The sequence below is a fragment of the Paenibacillus sp. J31R98 genome (assembly GCF_056269245.1).
Window position 1 is genome coordinate 21,399 of record NZ_JBWDNO010000001.1, and the last position, 24,093, is coordinate 45,491.

20 protein-coding genes are annotated in these 24,093 nt (G+C 50.9%); 16 read left to right on the plus strand and 4 right to left on the minus strand.

The window, feature by feature from the left end:
* Positions 1-453: 453 nt before the first annotated feature.
* Positions 454-1,491 (plus strand): hypothetical protein, encoded by a 1,038-nt coding sequence (locus tag AC0YNX_RS00070; protein WP_475813620.1) that lies wholly within the window; start codon positions 454-456, stop codon positions 1,489-1,491.
* Between the two features lie 80 nt (positions 1,492-1,571).
* Here the strand turns inward: AC0YNX_RS00070 and AC0YNX_RS00075 are convergent, their stop codons facing one another.
* Together AC0YNX_RS00075 and AC0YNX_RS00080 are read right to left on the minus strand one after the other, a co-directional pair.
* The gene (locus tag AC0YNX_RS00075) at positions 1,572-2,270 is read right to left on the minus strand and encodes a phytanoyl-CoA dioxygenase family protein (RefSeq protein WP_475813621.1); all 699 of its coding nucleotides are present in this window, start codon (positions 2,268-2,270) and stop codon (positions 1,572-1,574) included.
* A 100-nt stretch (positions 2,271-2,370) separates the two neighbouring features.
* Complete coding sequence (locus AC0YNX_RS00080) at positions 2,371-3,009, minus strand: phosphatase PAP2 family protein (RefSeq protein WP_475813622.1); 639 nt, start codon at positions 3,007-3,009, stop codon at positions 2,371-2,373.
* 127 nt (positions 3,010-3,136) lie between these two features.
* Here AC0YNX_RS00080 and AC0YNX_RS00085 point away from each other — a divergent pair, with 127 nt between their 5' ends.
* The 5 genes from AC0YNX_RS00085 (at position 3,137) to AC0YNX_RS00105 (ending at position 10,047) form a co-directional block, all read left to right on the plus strand.
* Entirely contained in the window at positions 3,137-3,820 is a 684-nt protein-coding gene (locus tag AC0YNX_RS00085; RefSeq protein WP_475813623.1) for a response regulator transcription factor, read from the plus strand.
* A complete protein-coding gene (locus AC0YNX_RS00090; protein ID WP_475813624.1) occupies positions 3,813-5,207 on the plus strand; it encodes a sensor histidine kinase in 1,395 nt (464 codons plus the stop codon). The genes AC0YNX_RS00085 and AC0YNX_RS00090 overlap by 8 nt, the downstream gene beginning before the upstream one ends.
* A gap of 97 nt (positions 5,208-5,304) precedes the next feature.
* The gene (locus AC0YNX_RS00095; RefSeq protein ID WP_475813625.1) at positions 5,305-8,415 is read left to right on the plus strand and encodes an efflux RND transporter permease subunit; all 3,111 of its coding nucleotides are present in this window, start codon (positions 5,305-5,307) and stop codon (positions 8,413-8,415) included.
* 100 nt (positions 8,416-8,515) lie between these two features.
* A complete protein-coding gene (locus AC0YNX_RS00100) occupies positions 8,516-8,956 on the plus strand; it encodes a DUF6526 family protein (RefSeq protein ID WP_475813626.1) in 441 nt (146 codons plus the stop codon).
* A 110-nt stretch (positions 8,957-9,066) separates the two neighbouring features.
* Positions 9,067-10,047, plus strand: coding sequence for a LacI family DNA-binding transcriptional regulator (locus AC0YNX_RS00105; protein ID WP_475813627.1), 981 nt, complete (start codon positions 9,067-9,069; stop codon positions 10,045-10,047).
* An 86-nt stretch (positions 10,048-10,133) separates the two neighbouring features.
* On the opposite strand, the gene AC0YNX_RS00110 is transcribed toward AC0YNX_RS00105, so the two are convergent.
* Both AC0YNX_RS00110 and AC0YNX_RS00115 read right to left on the minus strand, forming a co-directional pair.
* A complete protein-coding gene (locus tag AC0YNX_RS00110; protein ID WP_475813628.1) occupies positions 10,134-11,393 on the minus strand; it encodes an MFS transporter in 1,260 nt (419 codons plus the stop codon).
* Positions 11,394-11,501: 108 nt separating this feature from the next.
* Positions 11,502-12,377: a helix-turn-helix domain-containing protein gene (locus tag AC0YNX_RS00115; RefSeq protein ID WP_475813629.1), complete on the minus strand. Its 876-nt coding sequence runs from the start codon at positions 12,375-12,377 to the stop codon at positions 11,502-11,504.
* A gap of 151 nt (positions 12,378-12,528) precedes the next feature.
* Between AC0YNX_RS00115 and AC0YNX_RS00120 the strand changes: the two genes are divergently transcribed.
* The 10 genes from AC0YNX_RS00120 (at position 12,529) to AC0YNX_RS00165 (ending at position 24,088) form a co-directional block, all read left to right on the plus strand.
* Complete coding sequence (locus AC0YNX_RS00120) at positions 12,529-13,359, plus strand: phytanoyl-CoA dioxygenase family protein (protein WP_475813630.1); 831 nt, start codon at positions 12,529-12,531, stop codon at positions 13,357-13,359.
* Between the two features lie 142 nt (positions 13,360-13,501).
* Complete coding sequence (locus AC0YNX_RS00125; RefSeq protein ID WP_475813631.1) at positions 13,502-13,774, plus strand: autorepressor SdpR family transcription factor; 273 nt, start codon at positions 13,502-13,504, stop codon at positions 13,772-13,774.
* 3 nt (positions 13,775-13,777) lie between these two features.
* Positions 13,778-14,416, plus strand: coding sequence for an SdpI family protein (locus AC0YNX_RS00130; protein WP_475813632.1), 639 nt, complete (start codon positions 13,778-13,780; stop codon positions 14,414-14,416).
* A gap of 89 nt (positions 14,417-14,505) precedes the next feature.
* On the plus strand, positions 14,506-16,023 hold the full coding sequence (locus AC0YNX_RS00135; protein WP_475813633.1) for an MDR family MFS transporter: 1,518 nt from the start codon (positions 14,506-14,508) through the stop codon (positions 16,021-16,023).
* Positions 16,020-16,481, plus strand: a complete 462-nt coding sequence (locus tag AC0YNX_RS00140; RefSeq protein ID WP_475813634.1) for a GNAT family N-acetyltransferase — start codon at positions 16,020-16,022, stop codon at positions 16,479-16,481. Before AC0YNX_RS00135 ends, AC0YNX_RS00140 begins: the two co-directional genes overlap by 4 nt.
* A gap of 488 nt (positions 16,482-16,969) precedes the next feature.
* Positions 16,970-18,736 carry a sensor histidine kinase gene (locus AC0YNX_RS00145; protein WP_475813635.1) on the plus strand — a complete coding sequence of 589 codons (1,767 nt, stop codon included), beginning with the start codon at positions 16,970-16,972 and terminating at the stop codon, positions 18,734-18,736.
* Entirely contained in the window at positions 18,729-20,141 is a 1,413-nt protein-coding gene (locus AC0YNX_RS00150; protein WP_475813636.1) for a response regulator, read from the plus strand. Before AC0YNX_RS00145 ends, AC0YNX_RS00150 begins: the two co-directional genes overlap by 8 nt.
* A 313-nt stretch (positions 20,142-20,454) precedes the next feature.
* The gene (locus AC0YNX_RS00155) at positions 20,455-22,179 is read left to right on the plus strand and encodes an extracellular solute-binding protein (RefSeq protein WP_475813637.1); all 1,725 of its coding nucleotides are present in this window, start codon (positions 20,455-20,457) and stop codon (positions 22,177-22,179) included.
* A 91-nt stretch (positions 22,180-22,270) separates the two neighbouring features.
* Positions 22,271-23,179 carry an ABC transporter permease gene (locus AC0YNX_RS00160; protein WP_475813638.1) on the plus strand — a complete coding sequence of 303 codons (909 nt, stop codon included), beginning with the start codon at positions 22,271-22,273 and terminating at the stop codon, positions 23,177-23,179.
* Between the two features lie 24 nt (positions 23,180-23,203).
* Complete coding sequence (locus tag AC0YNX_RS00165) at positions 23,204-24,088, plus strand: carbohydrate ABC transporter permease (RefSeq protein ID WP_475813639.1); 885 nt, start codon at positions 23,204-23,206, stop codon at positions 24,086-24,088.
* Positions 24,089-24,093: the final 5 nt, after the last annotated feature.

The window sequence follows — 24,093 nt, forward strand, 5'->3', positions numbered from 1 at the left end:
TCAAGAAATAGACAGTGCAAATGAAGAAGAAGGGTACTGATTATCCCTCTTGCATGAAATATCAGTTCAATCCCACGTTCGATTAATCCGACGAGTTGGTCAACGTAAATGGTTAGTTAGTTTGTTTGTGGAAGAAGAGGAACCTAGCAACGTAACGGTTGTCACTGTGCTTATTTGCTCCTTAATACCTCTTCGGAGAATCTAACGGTTGCCCGAGAGGTTATTTGGCTCAAATCGAGTCAATTCACTGCAGATATGACTGAATAACGTCGCTGACAATCGTTACAATTTCAATAGAGTGATTTGAGGCTGAATAGCGTTCGTGGCAACCGTTAGCGCAGTCGGCAGTTTGAACTTCTCGATTGTAGACAACTTAAAGAAATTAACTCTTGTCAAACGATCACCACAGGGTGTACAAGTAAGGAGATTGTAATTTATGGAAGGTGGTTAGCGATGCAATTTGGGGCGCAAGTGGAGCATTTGAGAACGCCTTACAAATGGGGACAACCGGTGCTTCAAGGCTCCGGAATGCCGGGACAATTCGATTCCTGGGCGGTCGATTGCCCATTCGTATTCTACCATCATGATCAATTTCATATGATGTATATCGGTTTTGACGGCTCGGGCTACCAGACGGGGCTTGCGGTCAGCGACAATTTGCTAGATTGGACGCCGAAGGGGATCATGCTTGAACGCCTTCAAGGCAGTTCGCGCTGGGACCACGTTGGTGCCGCAGGTTCGTGGATCCTGCTAGAGTCGGACGAGCTGGACGCCATTCCGCGGCTGAAGAAGATCGACGACAAGTATTGGATGGTCTATCATTCGTACCCGGATGTCGGCTATGAAGCTGGCGGCGCGGTCATGGGGCTCGCTTGGTGCGAGGATGAGGAGCTATTGCAATGGCACCGGCTCGATGAGCCGATCTTCACCTACGAGAGCGGGGAGTCTTGGGAACGAGGTGGCTTGTATAAGTGCTGCGTTATCGAGCAGAACAATCGGTATTACATGTTCTATAATGCCAAATGCACAGGTGAGCCGTGGTCGGAGGAGACAGGCATTGCGACCTCGACCGATCTGATCCACTGGACTCGTCACGCAAGCAACCCGGTAATCGCAATCCAACCAAACACATATTACAGCCAATTCTTCAGCGATCCATGCGTGAAATTTGACCGGGAGCTGGGCAAATTTATTAACTTCGGGTTTGGTTTTGACAGCCACCATGCGCAAGGAGGGCTTGCCATCTCAGTCTCAGAAGACGATCTGCTGCAGTGGTCCGTCTACCCAGAGCCATGGATCAGCCATGGCTCGCAAGGCGAACTCGACGAGACGCATGCTCACAAATCATCAGTCATTTACTGGCAGGACACGCTATATCACTTCTACTGCGCCTGCAGGCCGGCGCGCGAAGGAGACCGCGCCATTATTCATTATGGCGAGAATAACCGAGAGTTCAGATGTATCACCGTTGCAACGAGCAGGCCGCTTTAATCGAGGCGAACCAATCGCAAAAAGCGCAAAAGGTCCGTTCACAGCTACCCTTCTAGGTAGCGTGATCGGACCTTCTTCACTTAACTGCCGCCGTCGTTGTCGCCGCAAACAACGAACGCAGCACCAGCCCATTCATAATCCGGGTCTTCCTTCGATCCGTCCTTGTATGTCGTGATGAGCGCCCATCGCTCTTTGCCGCTCACATTCGGATAAGAGGCATGGAACAGCAGGTCATGGAAGATAACCGCGTCACCTTGGCGAGCTTCGAAATCAAGAATCCGTTCCTCCGTAATATGCTGCATGTCAATCCGATTAATGAAGCCAATATCATCCGCCACTTCGCCATCATGGGACACCGTACCCTGTTGATGACTGCCAGGAACAAGCCGCAGGCAACCGTTGCTCTTCACCGCATCGTCAAGCGCGATCCAGACAGAGAACTTGTGGCTGCCGTCCCAATATGGATGGTCTTGGTGCCATGGGGAACCAAAGTCAGTCGCTGCATTCTTCAATACGACTTTGTCGCTTAAGAAGATGATATGCTCTCCGATGATTGCACGCAGGGCTTCCACAAGCGCAGGCTGCACAGTCGCTTGCTTGAAGAGCGGACTCCGCAAGGTCATCCCGACGAGGACGCCTGAGGGTCCGGCGTCATGCTCCTTCACGATGCTCATGCACTCTGCTTTAAACGCCTGAACCTCTTCCTCCGTAAACAACTGCCTCATGATGTAATAGCCATCCTGCTCGAACTGCTCCTTAACCGAACGATTCACGCTCACCTGGATTCACTCCTACTCATGGAATGGATAAATGGCAACAAAAAAAGCAGTTCCGTTACGGCTCTGCTTTTCAAAGTTGTTCGAATCCCTATTCAACTGCTTACATATTTGCACGCTGCAATGGCTTTGCTTTGCGCATCGAAGAAGATACACGGTCTGCGCGCGATACGAAGCGGTAGACGATATCTGCAAGCAGAATGCCGCCGATTGCATCGAACAGGACATGCTGCTTCACGAAGAATGTCGATAGAATAATCGTAGTCGACATGCCGTAGATTAGCAACTGGTTGATGCGGCCGCGGAACTTGCTTGTGTACAGAGCCTTCATCACCAAATAACTGGAGAAGCAGTGGATGCTCGGGAAACAGTTGAACGGCAAATCCCGGCCATAGACATAACTGAGCAAGCGCGTGAACGGGTCCGTTCCTGAGATGGCAGGGCGCGGCACTGTCGTCTGGAACACCATATAGATGCCGTAGCAGATCAATGCGCAGACCACATACGTGATAAGCGTACGTCGATAGACCGCGGGATCTTTAAGAAAGAAATAGATGAGACAGAGATAAATATAAAAAATCCATACGGAATATGGAAGCACGAATATTTTGACAAGTGGTATAGCCCGATCGAGATCGGTCACTAAGCTATATACTTGGGTGGTTGGCTTATTCGTCATTGCATACAGCCAGCCCATCACCGGAAATATAAGCATACTGATTAAAGGCACAAAGCGTTTCATTGGCCCCTCCCTCACCTTATACATGATGTTCATACTAGCAAGTCATCTAGCAATCTTGTAATAATAAGATATTGTGATAGAGGTTGCAAGTATAAAAAACAGACAAAATGCGAAGAGGGCGTAAAAAATGGCGAAGATTGCAGTTGTTGATGACGAAGCGCACATTAGAGAGCTGGTTAAGCTTTATTTGAACGACGAAGGCTTCGATATTGCTGAGTTTGCGAATGGTGAAGCAGCATGGAATTATATCTCCACTCATCAGGTTGATATGGTCATTCTCGATATTATGATGCCGCAGATGGACGGCTGGGAGCTGTGCCGCCGAATTCGCGCTTCAAGCGATATGCCGATTCTAATGATTACGGCAAAAGGCGAGTCCGAGGAGAAAATCAAAGGGTTTCAGCTGGGCACCGACGATTATATGACGAAGCCGTTCGATCCGATGGAGCTCGTCGTACGGGTGAAAGCGCTGCTGCGGCGTTTCCGCATTACAGCGACGCAATCCGTAGCGATTGGCAGGCTCGTGCTCGATCGTGCCAGCTATCAGGTTGTTTATAAAGAGTCCGGCGCTGCCGTGACCATTCCGCTCAAGGAATTCGAGCTGCTATACAAACTTGCGAGCCATCCCGGCCAACTGTATACAAGGGCGACCCTTATTGAGCACATATGGGGCTACGAATATGAGGGGGATGAGCGGACAGTTGACGTTCATGTAAAGCGGCTTCGGGAAAGGTTCGCTGAAGAAGAGGTTGCCTTCCGCATCGTAACGCTGCGAGGTCTCGGCTATCGGCTGGAGGTGCTGCATGATTAAGTCGCTTTATGTGCGGACCGTTTTTATTTTTATAATCGCCGTTATTGTCAGCTTGTTTCTATCGTTCATGGTGGCGACGAAGCTGTATAGCGATCAAGTGCAGGATCTTAGCGACAAGCAGATGATCGCGAGCGGGAAGCAGATCATTACAATTATCGAGAAGCTGCCGCCTGGCAGCATAGAAGTGTTCAAGGCTGCTGTCAGGATGCCTGGCTACCGAGTCCAGATCGTAGATACGGACGGTACGACGCTTGCTTATGACGACGACGGCGGAAGCAGCAAGAGGATGCCGATAACAGCCGCGCAAGTACAGCAGGTAATAAGCGGAGGAGTATATCACGGAACGGTGTCAGCAGACGGCAAGCAGCATGGCCCAGTACATTTGTTAACCGGATTACCTTTTCAGTATCGTGAAAAGCCGTACGCGCTCTTCATCTCTCCGGAGTTCGACAAGCTGCTCGGTTTGTTTCGAAGAGTCATGTTTACGATTCTGTTAAGCGTTCTTGCGTTCGGCAGCATCATGATCGTCCTCGCTTCCAGCTATATTGTAAAACCGGTGCAGCGGTTGACGAGTGCGACGAAGCGGATGGCGCAGGGCGACTTCCGGATCGGGCTGCAATCGAAGCGCAAGGATGAGATCGGCTTGCTTACCGCGAGCTTCAACGAGATGGCAGGTTCGCTGCGTCTGCTCGACAAGCTGCGCACGGACTTCGTCAACAACGTCGCGCATGAGTTTCAATCGCCGCTGACGTCAATAACCGGGTTCACGAAAGCGCTGCGGACGAAGAAGATGGAAGAGGAACAGCGTCAGCATTATCTCCAAATTATTGAAGAGGAGAGCCAGCGCCTATCCCGGCTTAGCGCCAATCTGCTTCGGCTGTCCGTGCTTGAACATGACAAGAAGCCCGCGCATCCAAAGTACTTCCGGTTGGATGAGCAAATTCGGCGGATCATTATTGCAAGCGAGCCGCAGTGGCATGCGAACGGGCTTACGCCTGAGCTGACGCTGGACGACGTTACGATATTTGGCGACGAGGATAGTCTCGATCAAGTGTGGCATAATTTGATTAGCAACAGCATCAAGTTTGCGAAGAACGGCGTCCTTGCGATATCGCTTGCTGCGCATGACGGAATGGCCGTTGTAACGGTTCGTGACCACGGCAAAGGCATACCGCAAGAGGAGCTTGCGCATATTTTTACCCCTTTCTACAAGGTCGACAAATCGCGTGATTATGCGGTCAAAGGGAACGGGCTCGGTCTATCCATCGTGAAGCGGATTGTAGAGCTCCATGAAGGAACGATTGAAGTGAGCTGCAAACCGAATGTGGAGACTGTTTTTACAGTGCGTTTGCCGCTTAACAACACTTTTGTGAACACGAGTTCTTAAGGATAGACAAAATTTTGTAACTGCCAGTACATATTGAGTTCAAAATTGTACGGTATAGTTGCCAGTATAAAAAATATTAGAGGAGAGACATAACACCATGGCGTGGCTTAGTCGTTTTAGTTTAAAAAATAGTGTAGCAGTCATTATCTTGTGTTTGCTCGTTCTAGGACTTGGCTTCTATTCGGCAACCAAAATTCAGCAGCAGACGTTCCCGGACGTTGATTTCCCGGCAATTGTCATTTCTGCTGTCAGTCCAGGATCTTCTACGGAGGAGCTTGAAACCGAGATTACGAAGCCAGTCGAGGAAAGCCTGCAAGGGCTTAAAGGCTATGACTCGCTGACAAGTACAACTTCCGAGAATTCGGCGAGCATTATTTTGCAATATCCGTTTGGCACGAATATGGAGGATAAAGTTAAGGACGTCGAGACCGCAATCGCAAAGGTTAACACGTCCGATAAAGTGAAGCTGAATGTTCAGCGTCTATCCTTCGGCGCAGCTCCAATCTATGAGGCTGCTGTATTCTCGTCAAAGAACGATCCTGAAGCTCTTCAGAAAGAGCTTGAGACTGGGGTCGTACCGAAGCTTGAGAAGATCGTTGGCGTAAGCTCAGTGACACTGAAAGGCGCGATCTCACAAGAGCTGCGCATTGAAGTGGATAAAGAGAAAGCAAGCAAGCTAGGCATTTCGCTCAGCACGATTCAACAAGCGATTCAACAGCTCGACTTTGCAATGCCACTCGGCTCTGTGACCGAGGACGACACGTCGATTCCGATTCGACTGGTCGGCAAGCTGTCGAACCTGCAGCAGATCAAAGATCTTGAGCTGACAGCTGGCGGTGGAGCCGGTGGAGCGTTCGGTGGCGGTGCAGGAGCTGGTGCAGGACAAGCTGCTTCTGGCGGCGGTGCGGCTACAGCGGCGAAAGTGAAGCTGTCGGACATCGCGAACGTAACGACAATCTCGAAGCAAGATGAGATTACGCGCTTTGACGGTCAAGAAAGCTTCGTTATCCAGGTCGCGAAGACACAGGATGCGAATACAGCCGATGTATCGGATGACGTTAAAGACGTGCTCGAAACTTACAAAACCAAAGCGAACCTTGATATTCACTTGATCCAGGACCAAGGCGCGGAGATTAAGAAATCGGTGTCCTCGCTTATTCACGAAGGACTTTACGGCTCGCTCTTTTGTGTCATCATTATATTCCTGTTTTTGCGTAATATACGGGCGACATTAATCTCCATCATTTCACTGCCGATCTCGGTATTCGCAACGATCGCGCTTATGAATCAGATGGGCTACACCCTTAACATCATGACGCTTGGCGGTATCGCTGTTTCGATCGGCCGTATCGTCGATGACAGTATCGTCGTAATTGAGAATATCTTCAGATGGCGCCAAGAAAAGGGTCAGGAGATGAACGGCAAGGAGCTTGCTTATAAAGCGACGAAGGAAGTTATCGGCGCTGTAGGCTCCTCGACGATTGCAACTGTTGTTGTATTCTTGCCGCTCGCATTCGTTACGGGCATTATCGGTGAGTTTTTCCGCCCATTCGCCATATCGGTCGTTATCTCCATCGTTACATCGCTCCTCGTAGCGATGATGCTGATTCCGGTCTTGGGCGCGAAGTTCTTCAACCGTATCAAACCGCATAAAGAAGGCGGTCGTTTCATTAACTGGTATGAGAAAGTCATTCGCGGAGCTCTTCGTCGCAAAGGCTTGGTGCTTACGCTCTCAGTTGTCATTCTGCTCTCATCGTTCGGTACGATTCCGCTGCTTGGCGTAACGTTCCTGGACGCAGGCAGCGTGCCTTCAATTGCCGTCGATATGACTTTGCCATCACAGAGTACGCTTGATCAGACGAACAAAACCAGTGAGAAAGTCGAAAGCTATTTGAAGGATTTGAAAGGCGTCGATAATTACACAGCAAGCATCGGCGGCGCAGACAATCCGTTCGTGAAGATCGGCAATACGTCGAATAAAGCTAATTTCATGGTTCAATTCAAGGAAGGTACAGTCATGGACAACATGATTGACAATGTTACCAAGGATCTTCAGGCGATCTTGAAGAAAGAATCACCGGAAGCGGTCGTGAATGTCACCGAAGGTCAACAAGCTGGCCCGCCTTCAGGCAATGGCGTTGATGTAAGCTTGTACTCCGATGATCTGGCGGCACTGTCCAAAGCGGCGGTTCAAGTCGAGAACTTAATGAAAGCAAACAGCGACATGAAAGATATCTCGAACAACTTGAAGGATGTTACTCCGAAATGGGAGATGACGCTGAATAAAGAGGGCAAGGCGCTGAACGTGTCGTCCATGCAGGTTATGGCGGCAGTAAATGAACAGCTTCGCCCGGTCGATGTCGGCACCTTCACGCTGGATAACAAAGCACGTGACATTACGATGTCGTACTTGCAGCAAATTACGAATAAAGAACAGCTGGAGAGTATTGTTATCCCAACGATGGGCGGCATGAAGCAGCTGAAGGATATCGTGGATATTACAGAAGCGAAAGCACCTGTTGCTATCAACCACGAAGACTTGAAGATGTATGCCCAAGTAAAAGGTAACGTGAAGGATGCAAGCAAGACTTCAGCAGTAACGAAGACGATCACAACCGATATTGACAGTCTGTCGCTGCCAAGCAACGTGGAAGTGAAGATCGGCGGCGGTCAAGAAATGATCAACAGCGGCTTCCAAAGCATCGGTATTGCGATGGTTGCAGCGATCGGACTCGTATTCTTGGTCATGAGCATGACATTCGGCGGCTTGCTGACTCCGGTCATCATCCTGTCGTCGCTGCTCTTCGTACCGGTTGGTTCCCTCGGTGCGCTTCTCATTACAGGCAACGCACTGTCCATGAGCTCGATGATCGGTATGTTGATGCTCGTAGGTATCGTCGTTACGAACGCGGTCGTTCTTCTGGACCGTGTCGAGAAGAACCGCAAGGACGGTATGCCGGTGCACGAAGCATTGGTGGAAGCGTCCAAAACACGTCTAAGACCGATTCTAATGACGGCTTGCGCAACCATTCTAGCGTTGCTGCCGCTTGCTTTCTCGGAATCGTCGACAAGCTTAATCTCTGGCGGACTTGCGATTACCGTAATCGGCGGTCTGACTACATCCACACTGCTTACGCTCATTGTCGTACCTGTTATTTATGAACTGACAGGCAAGCGCCGCAAAGTGGAGAAGGAAATTCAATTCTGATTGTTGAAACAATAAGTAGAATAGGCACATGGCAGGAAGCGACCGCTGTACGAAGCGAGTCGCTTTCTTGTCTGAGAAGATTTCATATGGAGGGGAAATAATGAGTAAACAAGTTCAGAATTATCAAAACCATCGCAGGTTTCACCCGCCGTTTCATTTTGTGCTCACACTATTGAACGCAGCGTTTCTAATCTGTGCGATCTGGGAACTGGTCCGTACAATTAATGACGATGCGCCGCTACTGCCGTCTGTAATGTTTGTCCTGCTTGCGTTGATTTCGCTCTTTATCTTCTTGATCATTCGCTCTTATCCGCTTAAGGCACAGGATCGCGCGATACGAGCGGAAGAAAATTTGCGCCATTACGTACTGACAGGGAAGCTCCTCGATTCGCGGCTGAGCCTGAACCAAACTCTCGCGCTGCGTTTCGCTTCCGACGCGGAGTATGCCTCTCTGAGTGAGAGAGCGGCGGCAGAGCAGCTGTCTCCTGATGCGATCAAACGTGCCATTAAGAGCTGGAGAGGCGATAATAATCGAATCTAATTCGGTAGCTGGATGGAAATCCGTTGTCACTCTTTATTGGATATACTAGAATGAATTTAATATTCGTAAGTCGTTAGTCCCATATGACATCAAAGGTGGAGTTACGTAGAATGCGTACAACGATCAAGGATGTCGCGAAGAGGGCGGGAGTTGCTGTATCGACAGTCTCCTACGCCATGAATAACTCGCCGAAGATTAGTGAAGAGACGCGCCGTAAAGTCATTCAAGCCGCGCAGGAGCTTAATTTCAGACCAAGCGTAGCTGCTCGGAATTTAAAGAAACGCAAGACCGACACGATCGGACTGTTCTTATACGATCTGGGCGGACCGTTCTACAGCCAAGTTATTGAGGGGATTCAAGAGGTCGTTACGTCGCATGGATTCAATTTGGTCGTGTGCAGCACATTCGGAGGCGAGAACAGCTCGGCTCATCGGTTTATTAAGGAGCAGTTCGTCGATGGGGCAATTATTATGGGCTCGCAAATTAGCGACAGCCTTATTCTTCAATCGGCCTCGGACTCGTTCCCAATTGTCGTGCTCGACAGAGAGCTCAAGGGCGACTATGTACATAACGTGCTAATTACGTATGAGCAAGGCGCTTACGACGCGGTCTCCCATCTCATTAAGCTCGGTCGCCGCAGAATTGAGTTTCTAAGTGGACCTGTCACGTCCTTCGATAATTCCCTGCGTTATAACGGCTATAAGCGAGCGCTTCAAGAGCATGGCTTGGAAGTACCAAGCCGGATCAGCTTGTTCGGGCGCTGTGTGGAAGTCGGCGGCTATCAAGCGATCAAGGTGATGATGGCTGGCAGTCAGCTGCCGGATGCGATCTTCGCGGCGAACGATGAGATGGCAATCGGCGCCATTCGTGCCCTTGCCGAAGGCGGAGTCCGCGTTCCTGAGGACATTGCAGTTGTCGGCTTTGATAATATTATTCTTGGGCCTTATATTAATCCTCCTCTTACGACGGTTGGTCATTCCCAATATGAACTGGGAGCGATTGCGACACAGCTTATCTTCAGTGCGCAGAAGGAAGGGAACTCGATTCTGCTTCCGACGCAGCTAATTGTCCGGGGATCATGCGGGGCATAACAGCAGTCATGTCATACAAAATAAAGCAGCAGCCCTCGTACGGTTCAGCACCGTACGCGTGACTGCTGCTTTTTTGGGGTTAGCGGTTAGTGAGATTCCACGCCAGCTGCCGCTTCCTTGGCGGTAGCCGATCGCTGCTGCGCGAGTCGCGATGGATGGTTCAAGAATGCGTGGACGCTGAAGGAAATCACAGATATCGCCGCGGTAATGACGGCGAGCCATGCGACTGGCGTCAGCTGTCCGATGTCGTACAGGTGGCCCATCAGATACGGGCCAATGACACGTCCGGCGGAGCCAATGCCGCCGGCAAGACCGAGATAGAACGGGGCATGCTTGCCGCCTCGTTCGCTCAGGAAGGCTGGAATCGCCGGGGCGATTAGCATCTCGCCCAGCGTCGTGAGCACCATGCCGACGATCATGCCTGTGAAGCTGTGCATGTAGAGGATCGCAACATAGCCGCTCAAGTAGAACAAGCTGCTCGCTGTCAGCTGAGCCGTAATCGTACGAGCCGCGAGCCGCTTGATGAAGTTCGTGACCGGCTGGGCGACGAAGATCATGATGCCGTTCAGCGTCCATAGGTAGCCGAACATCTGCTTCGGCAGCCCTTCGCTAATAATGAAGGGAGAGACGCCCGTATTCCAGATGCTGTTGCCGAGGTTGATCAGCATTCCGCCGAGCGCCATGAACAGATAGAGACGGACGTCGAGCAGCAGCGACCAGGCGCTCGCATTCTCGGGCGACAGCTTCTTCAGCTTGACGCCTCCTGCCGATGAGCTGGTTGTGCCCACTCGCTGCAGATAGATCATGAAGAAGAACGCGAATAGGCCGGAGGAGACACCGTTCAGCGTAAAGCTGAGCGAGTACGAGAAGTCCGCGAGAAATCCGCTAAGCGCCGTACCGACCGCCACGCCGATGTTGTTGGCGACGTAGATGACGTTAAACAGTTCTCCGCGCCGGTCTGCGAACCGGAAGCCGATGAACGCTTGGATCGCTGGCATCGACGATGAATTGAACAGTCCGATCAGACCCATGGCAGCGATGAAGATCGGCCAGGATTCGCTCAACATCGGCAGCAAGAGCAAGCAGACAGCATTCAGCGCCAGCGCGCCGATAATGAGGCGTTTCACGCCGACCTTATGGTAGAGCGAGCCGCCAAGCAGCTGTCCGGCGATGCCGCCGAGCGATTGTACCAGAATGACAAGCCCCGCATCGGACATGCTTCTGCCGAGCTGGTCGAAGACGAACATCGTCACGAGAGGCCACATCAGCGCGCTGCCGATCGCATTAATGAGGCTCGCGAGCAGGAACACTTTAATTTCTTTCGGATAATGGCTGAAGAATCGCATAGCTTAAGTTCTCCTGTTGTCGGGTAGAATAGAATTGCATTGCATTGGTAAAAAGTTAAAAATTTAAACAATGTGCAATCTATTATACCTGATATGGGCAACTCTTGCTTAAGTCGTTTTCTTCCACTGCGATGGAGATACCCCGATATATTTCTTGAACACGGTGGCAAAATGCTGGCTCGTCTTGTAGCCGAGATCCATCGCAACGTCCGTCACATTCGATCTCGGCTCGCGAAGCAGCTCGCATGCGCGATTCATGCGCAGCCGGTCAATGTAGTTCGCTGGCGATTGGCCGTGCAGCGCATGGAAGAGCCGGTAGAAATGCGATTCGCTGACGCCGGCTATATCAGCGAGCTCCTTGTTCGCCCAGCGGCGCTCGGGCTCCGCTTCGATGCGGCGAGTTAACGCGAGCATCGCCTCGCGCAGCTCGCTATGGATCTGGCGTTCCGCTTGGGGATACAGCAGCTGCAGCATTATATCGGCGAGATGATGGCGCACGCGGAAGAGCGGAGCGGGCTTCTCATCCGATAGCAAGCTGCGCAGCGCATCGAACTGGTCCCGCATGCGGCTGTCGACGGTCACGATGCGCGGCAGCTGGCGCAGACTTTCAGCAAGCTGCCGTCGCTCCTCGTCGTCAAACGACAGCCAGCCCGGCTGCTCGGCGGGATCGACGATAATCGCCCACCAGATGCTGCAGGGCTCGATATAGTTCAGCCGCGCCCGATGCCATTCGCCGGGGCGGGTATGAAAGCATTGTCCGGTGTAGGAAGGGTAGAGATCCTCATCGACTTCCCAGGTTACTTTGCCTTTCTCGACGAAGACGAACTCATAGCACCGCTCATGGTTATGGTCAGAGAGAGGAGAGGCTTCATGGAAGCGGTCATACCCGAGCATGACTAGCTCAGGTAGATTGAGGTAAGGCTCTTTCCCTTCGGAATTCCAGTTATATTCCCATCGATCAGCATGAGTCTTGCTTTTGGCCATGACGGACAGCTCCATTCGTGTCTATTCGTCTCTTTATGTTTCTAATCCTATTTGATAGGTATTCGGAAGTCAACGCTTGCAGAGGTGCACTACAATGAGATGGAAGCAGTTAATCCATAAGATTTTTTTCGGGAGAGGTGTCCACGATATTATGGCAGTTATTTCGTATCAAGTGACCGATGAAGATAAGAAGCAGTTCAATGAAACAGGCTATTGGATCAGCCCGAAGCTGATCGATGATGATACAATCGAGCGTCTGCGTCACGCTCATGAGCGAGTATGGAACAGAAAATATGACGGCTTCGGACTTCCGATGCACCACTTGCATCCGTCCGATAATCCGCTGGCGATTCGTAAATTCGATAACGGCTGGTGGATTAACGATGAGGTGCGCGATGTTGTAACCGCCCCTAATCTCGGTCACATGGCTGCTGACCTTCTGAATGAAGATGAGATTCGTCTCTGGCATGACCAAGTTATCTACAAGCCGGGTACGAATGGCCAAGAGACCAATGCAGGCAATGTCGGCTGGCATCAAGACTATGGCTACTGGCGCTGCAGCAGCACGCCGAACATGGTGACGGTCTGGATCGCGCTGCAGGATACCGATTTGAACAATGGCGGCATGATGACGATTCTCGGTTCCCATAAGTGGGGAGCCGTTGAAGGCAGCGATACATTCTTCGAGCAGGACATGAGCAAGCTCAAAGCGAAATTCGCAACAAGAGACTGGGTAGAGGAGCCGTGCATCCTGAAAGCGGGTCAAGCAAGCTTCCATCACGCACTCACTTTCCACGGTTCGGGTCCGAACCTGACGAATGATCCGCGTCTCTCCGTCGTTGCGCATCTGATGCCGGGCCACACGTACTACCGCGAGAGCAGACAGCGCCACGATAATCTGCGCTTCCTCGGCGCTCGCCCTGAGCCAGGTATGCCATTCAATAACGACGCTTACTTCCCTAAGCTGTATTCAAGAACTTAATTGGTCTGTGAAGAGCCGAGGCGCCCTTAATGAGGGTGCTTCGGCTCTTTGTTATTGCCGTGTTTCTTGACGAAACGGTTGCAAAGGACTACTGTTTAATTATATATTTAGCCAAATGTCTAAATAAGGGAGGGCGAGAAACTTGAATGAAGCCTTTAAAGCATTAGCGGACCCGACGCGAAGGCATATCCTTCAAATTTTACGGGACAAGAACATGACTGCAGGCGAGATTGCAAATCACTTCCATATTAGCAAGCCAAGCATCTCCCATCATTTGAATCTGCTCAAGCAGGCAGGGCTTGTCCTTGACGAGCGTCAGGGCCAGTCCATCATCTATTCGCTGCATACGACGGTTGTGGAAGATGTGATCGGATGGATGTTCGGGATCATGAACAAAGAAGAAAAGAGGGATTGAACGATGAAAGCTTGGAAAGATATCCTGTATACGTTGATCGGCATCTCGCCGGCAGCCGGTGCATTAATTACATATCATAAGCTGCCGCAGACGGTTGCGTCACATTTTTCAGTGAACAATGAAGTGAATGGCACGATGAGCAAAGGCATGTTCGTGCTGGTACTGCTTCTGTTAGGGCTTGTTCCGTTATTCATGCGGGTCGTGCGAGCGGTTGATCCGAAGCGAGAGAATTATGCGAAGTTTAGTACCGCGTTCGAAGTCCAGAGGCTTGGCATTACGGTTGTGCTGGCTGTTGCGGGCTGGGCGGCGCTTCTATATAATCTCGGACATACGATCGACATTCGTCGTCTGATTATGATCGCCATTGGCGCATTGTTCATGGTGATGGGGAACTATTTGACCCAAGTGAAGCCCAACTACACGTTCGGAATCCGTACGCCATGGACGCTGGCAAGTGAAGAGAATTGGCGCAGAACCCATCGTATAGGCGGACCGTTCATGATGCTAGGAGGCTTAATTGCACTCGTCTGTGCTTTTGTGGAGGGACAGGCGGCCATGATTAGCTTCGTAGGGAGTATCGTCATTGCTTCGCTCATTCCAACTGTATATTCCTATTTGCTGTTCGCTCGTACCAAGAGGTAAAATGGAAATCTATATTTATTTTCCATAATGGGTTAATATTCCGTTCATATTTCCCCGATATTATGTGATGAGCAAAGGAGGCTGCATCATTGAAACAGAACAACAAAACATTAATCTTGGTTGGACTTATGATCGGCGTTGTTTTCTCAGAGCTGGATGAGACTGTAGTATCCACTGCAATGCCGACGATTCTCCGTGATTTGGGCGGACTTGCGCTGTATGGATGGGTCGGCGGCGTCTATATGCTTGCGATGACGTCTTTCATGGCGGTGCTTGGCAAGCTGGCCGATCTGTATGGAAGGAAGAAGATTTATTTGATCAGCATGGCTCTGTTCATTGGCGGTTCCATTATTAGCGGATTTGCTCCGTCAATGGAAGTCCTGCTGGTTGGACGGGGCATTCAAGGAATCGGTGCGGGCGGATTGATGCCGCTTGCGATGGTGATCTTCGGCGATACGTTCCCGGTTGAACAAAGGGCGAAGATACAAGGGTTATTCGGCGCGGTTATGTTTATTCCGCAGCTGCTTGGCCCGTTGATTGGCGGATTCTTCGTCGAGCACATCTCGTGGCACTGGATCTTCCTTGTGAATATTCCTGTCGGTATCCTTGCCGCGATTATTCTATCGATTGGCTTGCAGGAAACGAAAGTCGACCGAAAAGTCAGCGTCGACTGGGCTGGCGCAATCCTGCTCGTTGCCGCACTTATCAGCTTGCTGCTTACACCGGTGCTGCATCAGACAGAAGGCTACGCTTGGACGGATCCCGTTATCCTTGCTTTGATGGCGCTCGGCGTCGTGCTGCTTGTCATCTTCACGTTCGTGGAGTCGAAAGCGAAGGAACCGATTCTGCCGCTGCATTTGTTTAAGAATCGCAACTTTGTCGTGCTTTCGGCGCTCATGTTTGTATTCATCCTTGGCCTGATGGGTGCATTCGCATCATTCCCGTTCTTCGCGCAGAACGTGCTTGGCTTGTCACCTATCGTTGCGGGCTACTTATCGCTTCCACTCATGATTGGCGCAATCGGCGCGAGCGTCATCGCGGGTCGTTTCATGACGAAGGTGCCGTACCGCAATATCTACATCGTGTCGTTTATCTTGCCGATCATCGCGTTCTACCTGCTGACGACAACGAATGCGCACACGCCAATCATTACGTTCGTACTGTACTTTACTATTCTTGGCCTTGGCTTCGGAACGATGTTCAGCAACCAGCTTATCGTTCAAGAGTCGGTTGAGAAAGAGCATAGCGGTATCGCTCAATCGTCGATTACGCTGTTCCAATCCATCGGGATGACGATCGGCTTCAGCGTATTCGGTTCGGTGCTGGCAGCGCATATTACATCAGGACTCACGAAGCTGGCTGCTAAAGTGCCGGATGAGGCTGCAGCAATTGTAGGCATGGCAACGGGTACGATTCCGAAGGGGACCGATCCATCGCTCGTTGATCAAGTGAAGGATGTCTTTGCAAGTGCCTTCACTCATCTGTACTGGATTGCATTCATCCTGGTTGTATTGGCGTTCTTCATCACATGGGGACTGAAGAAAGAAGTGCTGAAGACGACTTCAACCGAGGATAAGCAAGAAGAAGGCCCGGTAAGCGCCGTATGATAAGGGCTATTGATCTGAACAATGATTCTCAAGTGAGAGAGCTGCTCAATGTGCAGCTTCTCTCTTATAGCGTCGAAGCGCGGCTGATCGGGTTTCATGATATTCCCGGCCTGCATGATACCGTGGAAACGCTGCAAGCATGCGGGGAACAATTCTTCGGCTGCTGGCAGGGCGATGCTCTGGCGGGAGCGATATCGTTCAAGGAAGAGAACGGCTGCATCGACATCCATCGGCTTGTCGTGCATCCCGACTTCTTCCGCCAAGGAATTGGCGAGCGGCTTGTGCGCCATGTACTGGATACGTTCGAGCAACGCGTCGACAGGTTCATCGTTTCGACAGGTGCTGCCAACTATCCGGCGAAACGGCTGTATACGAAGCTCGGCTTAGTGGAGCAGAGAGAGGTGGAGGCTGCTCCGGGGTTCTTTATGTCGGAGTTTGAGAAAGTGGTGCAACGATAGTAAGAATGTAGCGGAACAGGTATCATTCCTGAGCCGCTATCGCATAGTGTCCGAGAGCGAGGTCATTGGGACTTTCCTCTCGGGCTCTTTTCTTTGATTACACTCCTTTCACTCGCGAATGCTTCCTTCCGGAGGGCTAACGAACTCCACAAGCCTTCGCTATTCTTATATGATCAGCCTCATCCGGCTCCCAAAAGTGTGAATAACTCTACTGGAGTTCGTTACACTTTTTTGAGTGCGAAATTGGCTTTAATAAGGTGTGTAGGATTCGTTAGCCGGGCTATTCTGGGTGTCATTGGTGTGACAGGTTGTTCTCTCGCCTCCAATAGATGTAGAATAAGGACATCATCAGGAGCACTTACACTTAAGCAGTATAAGTTGTAATGTAAGCGGTCTTATATTGTCCGTTCATCTCCTTGTCCACAAAGCCGACGCTTTGCGGGCAAGGAGTTTTTTAATACGCGCGAATCGGGAAAGGTTGGGCTCAAGTGAAGAAGTCTTATCGCAAAGCACGCAATATCCACGTCCTGCCCTATCAGCTGAAGCATCGGTTGTTCGCCATGCTGGCATTGTCCGTATTCATCCCGCTGTCGCTGATCGGGGTCATCTCGTATTACGGGATATATAATGTGCTGCAGAACAAGGTGGAGAAGGGTGTCGTCAAAAGCTTGGAGCAGGAGCGCAAGGGGATGGAATCCGTGCTGAGCAACCTGGACTACTCATCGCGCCAGCTCGCCTTCGAGGGGAAGGTCGGCAAAGACTTGAAGTCTTATCTGGCTACGAGCGATCCGCTCGATAAGAAGATGCTCGGCACCGAAATCGAGAATTACATCTCTCTCATTAACTATACCAACCCGCTGCTTGGTCTGACCGCTTATTACTTGCCGGGATCGAAGCAGTTTTTGTTTGAGAATTTGTACATCAATCCGCAGCTGGATGTGGATACTTTTACTAAAATCAATCAGGACAACAGCAATTATACGATTCACGGCCCTCATCGGACTTTATATACGAACAGCAAGAACACAGTGTTCTCGATTATGCGCGAAACCGAATCCGAAGATGCCAGCTCGGCGAGCGGACCGATCTATGTCTATATCGAGACGAATTTAACGGCGATTACGAGCTTGTTCAATGACGAGCCCTATGGCATGCCGGTTACGCATCTGCTGCTTGATGCGAAGGATCATATCATCTACAACAGCAATGGAGAGAGCCAGTTCATATCGGGCTCAGACTTCGGGAACGTGAAGGTTAAGAGCGGCAAGGACTACGTCTTCTTCACGACCAAGAGCAGCTACGGCATTCAGCTTGCCGTTGCCATCGACAAGACGGCGTATCACAAGGAAGTAAATGCGTGGCTGCTGAAGTTTGCTGCCGTCGGGGTAATCTCCTTGTTGATCGGGCTATTGATCGGCTGGATCATATGGGGCATGATCTACCGCCCGTTGCAGCGCATTCGCATGCAATTCAAGCTGCTTGGCGAGAACCGGTTTAATGAGCCGCCGCTATCGCTGCATATTAAGGAATTTGATGAGCTGCTTATGCATTTCTACGAGATGCGGCAGCGCATTCGCGGGCTGATGCATGAGATTGAGCTGAAGGAAGCGCGCAAGAGGCATCTCGAAGTCGAGAAGCTGATGTATCAGATGAATCCGCATTTTATCCATAACACGCTCAACACGGCGCAGTGGCTTGCCAAGATTAACGGGCAGGACGAGATCGTGCGGCTGCTGATGATCTTCTCCCGGGTACTCAATTACAACATGGGCAAGGAAGGCAAAATCGTTACGGTCGGCGACGAAATTCAGACGGTGAAGGACTACGTGGAGCTGCAGCAGATTCGTTACAATCATCAGTTCCATGTCGACATCGAGGTGGATGAGCGAGCAATCGCCATTCAGATGCCAAGATTTCTGCTGCAGCCCATCGTGGAGAATGCGCTTTACCATGGATTTAAGCAAAAGGATGGCAAGATCGAGGTACGGGTGACGCTGGAGCGGGACAATTACTTCTGCATTACGGTCAAAGATAATGGCGAAGGGATGTCGCAGGAGATCGTGCAGTCGCTGCTCGTATCGGACAATGCCGAGCGGCGCAAGGTCGGGCTTGGCATCGGCCTTAACTTCGTGAACAATATTGTGAAAATGTACTATGGGGAGCAATACGGACTGAAGGCGGAGAGCGAGATCGGTGTAGGCACGGTCATGACTTTGCGGCTTCCGACGGTCATTACGGAGGTATGGGATGATTAGGACGTTGATCGTGGATGACGAGCATTTGGTACGCAAAGGATTAATCTATACGGTCCCGTGGAAGGATTGCGGCTTCGAGATCGTGGCGGAGGCAGACAATGGCGAGAGCGCGCTTGAGATTATGGAGCAAATGCCGATCGATCTGCTGATGACAGATCTCACGATGCCGGTCATGAACGGATTCGAGCTGATGAAGACGGTGAAGGAGAGGTATCCGTCGATTCGCATGGTCGTGCTAACCTGTCATCAGGACTTTCATTTCCTGCAGGATGCGGTGAGGCTCGGCGCGATTGATTACGTCGTGAAGACCGATATTGCGGACAATGTGCTGGAGGAGATGCTGCGCCGGATTCAAGGGCGCATTGAATCGGAGAGTGAGCAGCGTGGAGGAGCGTTGGCGGAAGAGGAGGCGGAGAAGGCCGCTCCTCGTCAAGCGCTCGTCATTATGCGTCCAGTGCGAAGCAGGCAGCAAGTAGAGCCTGCGCTGCTTGAAGGCGCGGTGCAGGTGCAGGAAGCGTTGTGGCTGCTTGCAAACAAGACGAGTGCGGATATTGATGAGCGTCTTGTGCAACTTAGAGAAACAGGCGATGTTGGCGAGCTTTGCTTGATTCGCGTGACGGAGTGGAATGAGAAGACGAGAGCTTCCGATTGGGTGCCGGCGCTAAGAGACCGGTATTTCTATACGCTGCATATGGGCAGCGATGAAGCGTGGACCGTTTCGCATGGCGAACTCATTGCTGCGGCAGATGGTCGCCCTGCGGGAGCTGCCGAAATTCCTGCGGATTTCCGTAGCCACTGGCTTAAGCTGCGCTGGCTGTTCGAGAAGAAAGAGCTCAGCGAGCTGATGCAGCGTTTGCGCGAGCTCGAACTGCCCAGCGCGAGGGTCGTCGCGATGTTCGAGGATATGGCGGCGGCATGGGAGCTGTTGTCTGAGACGAATCAGCTGTGGGCGGATTGGCGCGAGCAGGCGGCGGGCTTCGCCACACTTGCGCAGTGGCAGCATTGGTTCGAGCAGTGCTGCACTCGGCTGGTGCAGTATGCGCGCAGTCGCGGATGCTCGAACGATGTGTTCATCGCCATCATGCGTGCGCTTGAGATGCTGCATGCCGATTCCGGCGAGAGCGCGAACCGGACCGAGCTGTCTGCGAAGGTGAATCTGAGCCAGAGCTACTTCAGCACGGTGTTCAAGGAGATTGTCGGCAAGTCGTTCCACGAAGCGCTGAAAGAAGCGCGACTGGAGAAAGCGAAGCTGATGCTGACGCAATATGCGGACATGCCGATCTATTGGATCGCGGAGAAGACAGGCTTCCAGGACGAGAAGTATTTCAGCAAAATCTTCCGCATGCAGACGGGCATGGTGCCGTCAGAGTACCGCGAGAAGCAGCTGCAATCGAGCCTGCGTTAGATGGTGCAACGAGCAGCGGTCGGTGGGTTAGAGTGGCTCAGAGAAAAGGGAATGCGCCGGCGGTTTTGCGTGCTAACAGCAGCTTCAGGCGCCTCCCTTGTTCATGCAGCGCTTTTTTGAAACTATTTTCACAATTATGGTGCGAAAAATATAAGTCGCAGGGTAGAAAAATGTCGGATGCCGCTCGAGAGAGCGTTTTCACAGGGAACAATCTTCGCCCGCCCAGCGGTTAGGATTCTCTCACGATCGTTCAATCGGCGGAGGTATGATGGACATGTACCAAATAGACAAAGAGCCGAAAGAAGGGGTAGCAATGAAAAAGACAGCATTGATCTCGGCAGTTGCACTAATGCTTGTTGTATCCGCTTGCTCGAAGACAGATAACACAAACAATGGCGCAAACGCTGGGACAAATAATGGCGCGACTCAGAACCAGACGACTGATGGCGCGGCACCAGCCGAGAAGCAGGATCCGTTTGGCCCTTACGCTGAAACGGTTAGCTTCACAACAATTGTGAACAATAACCCGGAAGCAGCGAAGAAGTTCCCTGAAGGCGAATCCTACGAGAACAATAAATACAAGTCTTACCTGGAGAAGGCGCTCAACATTAAGTCGACGCCGCTATGGGAAGCGAACGGCCCGGCATATTCCAATAAATTCAACCTGATGATTGCATCGAACGATATCCCTGATATTTTCGTTTTGGAGAACATCGACAAGACTCCAGCGAAGACATTGCTTAAGCGTCTATACGATGCAGGCATGATTGAAGATCTGACAACTGCTTACGATCAATACGCTAGCGACGCGGTTAAAGAAGTGAACCAGTCCGTGAACAACAAAGCACTTGATAACGCTTCGTTCGACGGCAAGTTGTACGGTCTGCCAAGCGTGAACGATACGAACAATGTCAACATGGTATGGGTTCGCCAAGACTGGCTGGACAAGCTGAAGCTGAAAGCTCCGACAACAACGGACGAGCTGATGGCAGTGGCAAAAGCATTCAAGGAACAAGATCCGAACGGCAACGGCAAGAAAGACGAAATCGGTCTTGCCGCGCAAGGCGCACAGCTGTTCAACGGCGAGCCATTCACATTCACAGGCTTCATGTGGGCAGAGAACGCTTTCCCGAACATGTGGGTGAAGGACGATTCCGGCAAGCTGGTATACGGTTCCACTCAACCTGCCATGAAGACTGCGCTTGGCAAGCTGGCGCAAATGTACAAAGACGGTTCGCTCGACAGCGAGTTCGCGCTTCGTGACGGTAACAAAACAGCTGAATTCCTTGCAAGCGATCGTGCAGGTCTCATGATGGGCATGTGGTGGAATCCATACTGGCCAATCGGCGGCGGCATCGACAACAATCCGAAGGCAGAGTGGAAAGCTTACCCGATCATGACTGGTGACCACGTTAACGTAGGCAACGAGTTCTACTCCAACTCCTTCATCGTTGTGAAGAAAGGCTATGAGCATCCAGAGCTTGCCGTGAAAATCATGAACATCATGAAGGCGAATTCATCGAAGAAGATTCCTGAGTTGCTCGAACTCGAGACGACTGGCATCTACAAAGCAAGTGATTCGACTCGTAACCAGTGGGGACTTAATACACAAGTCGTGCCGGTATTCCCGGATACAACTGCTCGTACCGTTAAGAAGTTCGACGAGATCTTCGCTGGCACAGCGAAAGAAGATATTCTCGACGTAGCGGAGAAGCCGATCTTCGATCAAGTGAAATCGGAGAAAGACAATCCGAAGAAAGACCTGAACAACTACAAGACTTACCTGGCTTGGATGGAAGGCAATGGCGTTGTATCCCGCAACAAGCTGAACAACGTGTTCAACGAGTTCACAGGCACGACACCGACAATGGAACAAAGCTTCACAACGCTTAGCGACTTGCAAACGAAGACGTTCCTCGAGATCATCATGGGCAAGAAGCCGGTCTCTGATTTCGACAGCTTCGTATCGACCTGGAACAAAATGGGCGGCGAGCAAATGACGAAAGAAGTCAACGACGCCTACTCGAAACAGCAATAAACCGTGTAACAACTGCAGGACATGGAGGGCGTTAACGCTTGTGGTTAACGCCTTCTGCATTCTTAGAGCACGGATAGGAGGAGCTAAAGAGATGGCAAAGCTTTTGCAGAAGGAATCGACACATTTTCATTTGATGCTGTTGCCCGCTCTCGTATTGGTACTGATTTTTCAAATCTATCCGATGACGGGTATTGTGCTAGCGTTTAAAGATTTTGTGCCGACTAAGGGTATTATGGGCGTATGGCAGATGCCATGGGCAGGTTTTAAGTATTTCCGCTTTGTACTGGATAACCCTGAAAGTAAGACAATCCTGCGCAACACGCTTCTGATTTCGTTCGGCAAGATCATTACGATGATTATTTTCCCGGTTGTATTCGCGCTCATGCTGAACGAGATTCGGCTGCGCTGGTTCAAACGCACGGTGCAGACCGTCGTTTATTTGCCCCATTTTCTATCGTGGGTCGTCGTTGCAGGTATTCTGAAAGATGTACTCTCGCTGGAAGGTCCGGTGAACTGGGTACTTCATCACTGGTTCGGTCTTGAGCCGCAAATGTTCCTTGGCAGCAACGATTGGTTCCGCTCGATTGTGATCTCGACGAACGTGTGGAAGGAATTCGGCTTCTCCACCATTATCTATTTGGCAGCCTTGACGAATATCAACCCTTCACTCTACGAAGCGGCTGAAATAGACGGGGCAGGACGTTTCCAAAAACTTATGCATATTACATTGCCGGGTATTGCGATGACGATTGCGCTGCTTGCGACGCTTAGCTTGAATGGCGTTCTGAATGCAGGGTTCGATCAGATTTTCAACCTGTATAACGTGCTCGTGTACGATACCGGCGATATTATTGATACTTACGTTTACCGCTCCGGTCTGATGTCAGCTCAATATTCAATGGCAACAGCAATCGGTTTGTTGAACTCCGTCGTAAGCTTCATCTTGGTTGTATTTACCTACAGCATGGCTTACAGGTTTGCGAATTATCGGATTTTCTAGGTCTTGAATAATGAGGTGATAGCTATGGTTCAAAATAAATCGTTTGGTTCGCGTTCCTTCGACGCGGTGCTGTTCATCATTCTGGTTCTGATATCGCTGCTCTCGGTCGCGCCGATCATTCATACGCTTGCACTGTCGCTAAGTAAGGCTTCGCTGGCTATGGCGGGTCAAGTATTCCTCTGGCCGAAGGGGCTCACTTGGGGCTCTTATGAGAAAGTGTTTGCGGACAAGCAGTTCTTCCTATCGTTCTGGGTGACGATCAAGCGGACATTCATCTATACGTTGTTTAGCGTCATCGCAACAGTCATGATGGCGTACCCGCTGTCCCGCGAGACAAAACAGTTCAAGTCACGGAACGTGTACATGTGGATTTTCGTATTCGTCATGATGTTCAACGGCGGACTTGTTCCGACCTACTTGACAATTAAGTCATTAAACCTTATGAATAATTTCTGGGTACTTATTCTTCCAGGTCTTATCAATGTATACAATGCAATCCTTGTCATGAACTTCTTCCGCAACCTGCCTCGTGAGCTTGATGAGTCGGCGGGAATGGATGGAGCGGGTGCGTGGCGGAAGCTGATTCAAATTTACTTGCCGCTGTCGCTGCCTGTTCTGGCGACGATTACGCTGTTCAACATTGTCGGCACATGGAACGAGTATTTCAGTGCGATGATCTATGTCACGAAGAGCAACTTGATTCCGCTGCAGACGTATTTGCAGCAAGTCGTCGTGACGATTGACCCGACCAAAATAACGACCGATAATGTTAGCCAGCTTACGAGCGTGTCTGATCAGACGCTAAGCTCTGCGAAGATCGCAGTGACGATGCTGCCGATTCTGATTATCTATCCGCTGCTTCAGCGCTATTTTATTACGGGGATTACGCTTGGTTCGGTGAAGGAGTAGAATTA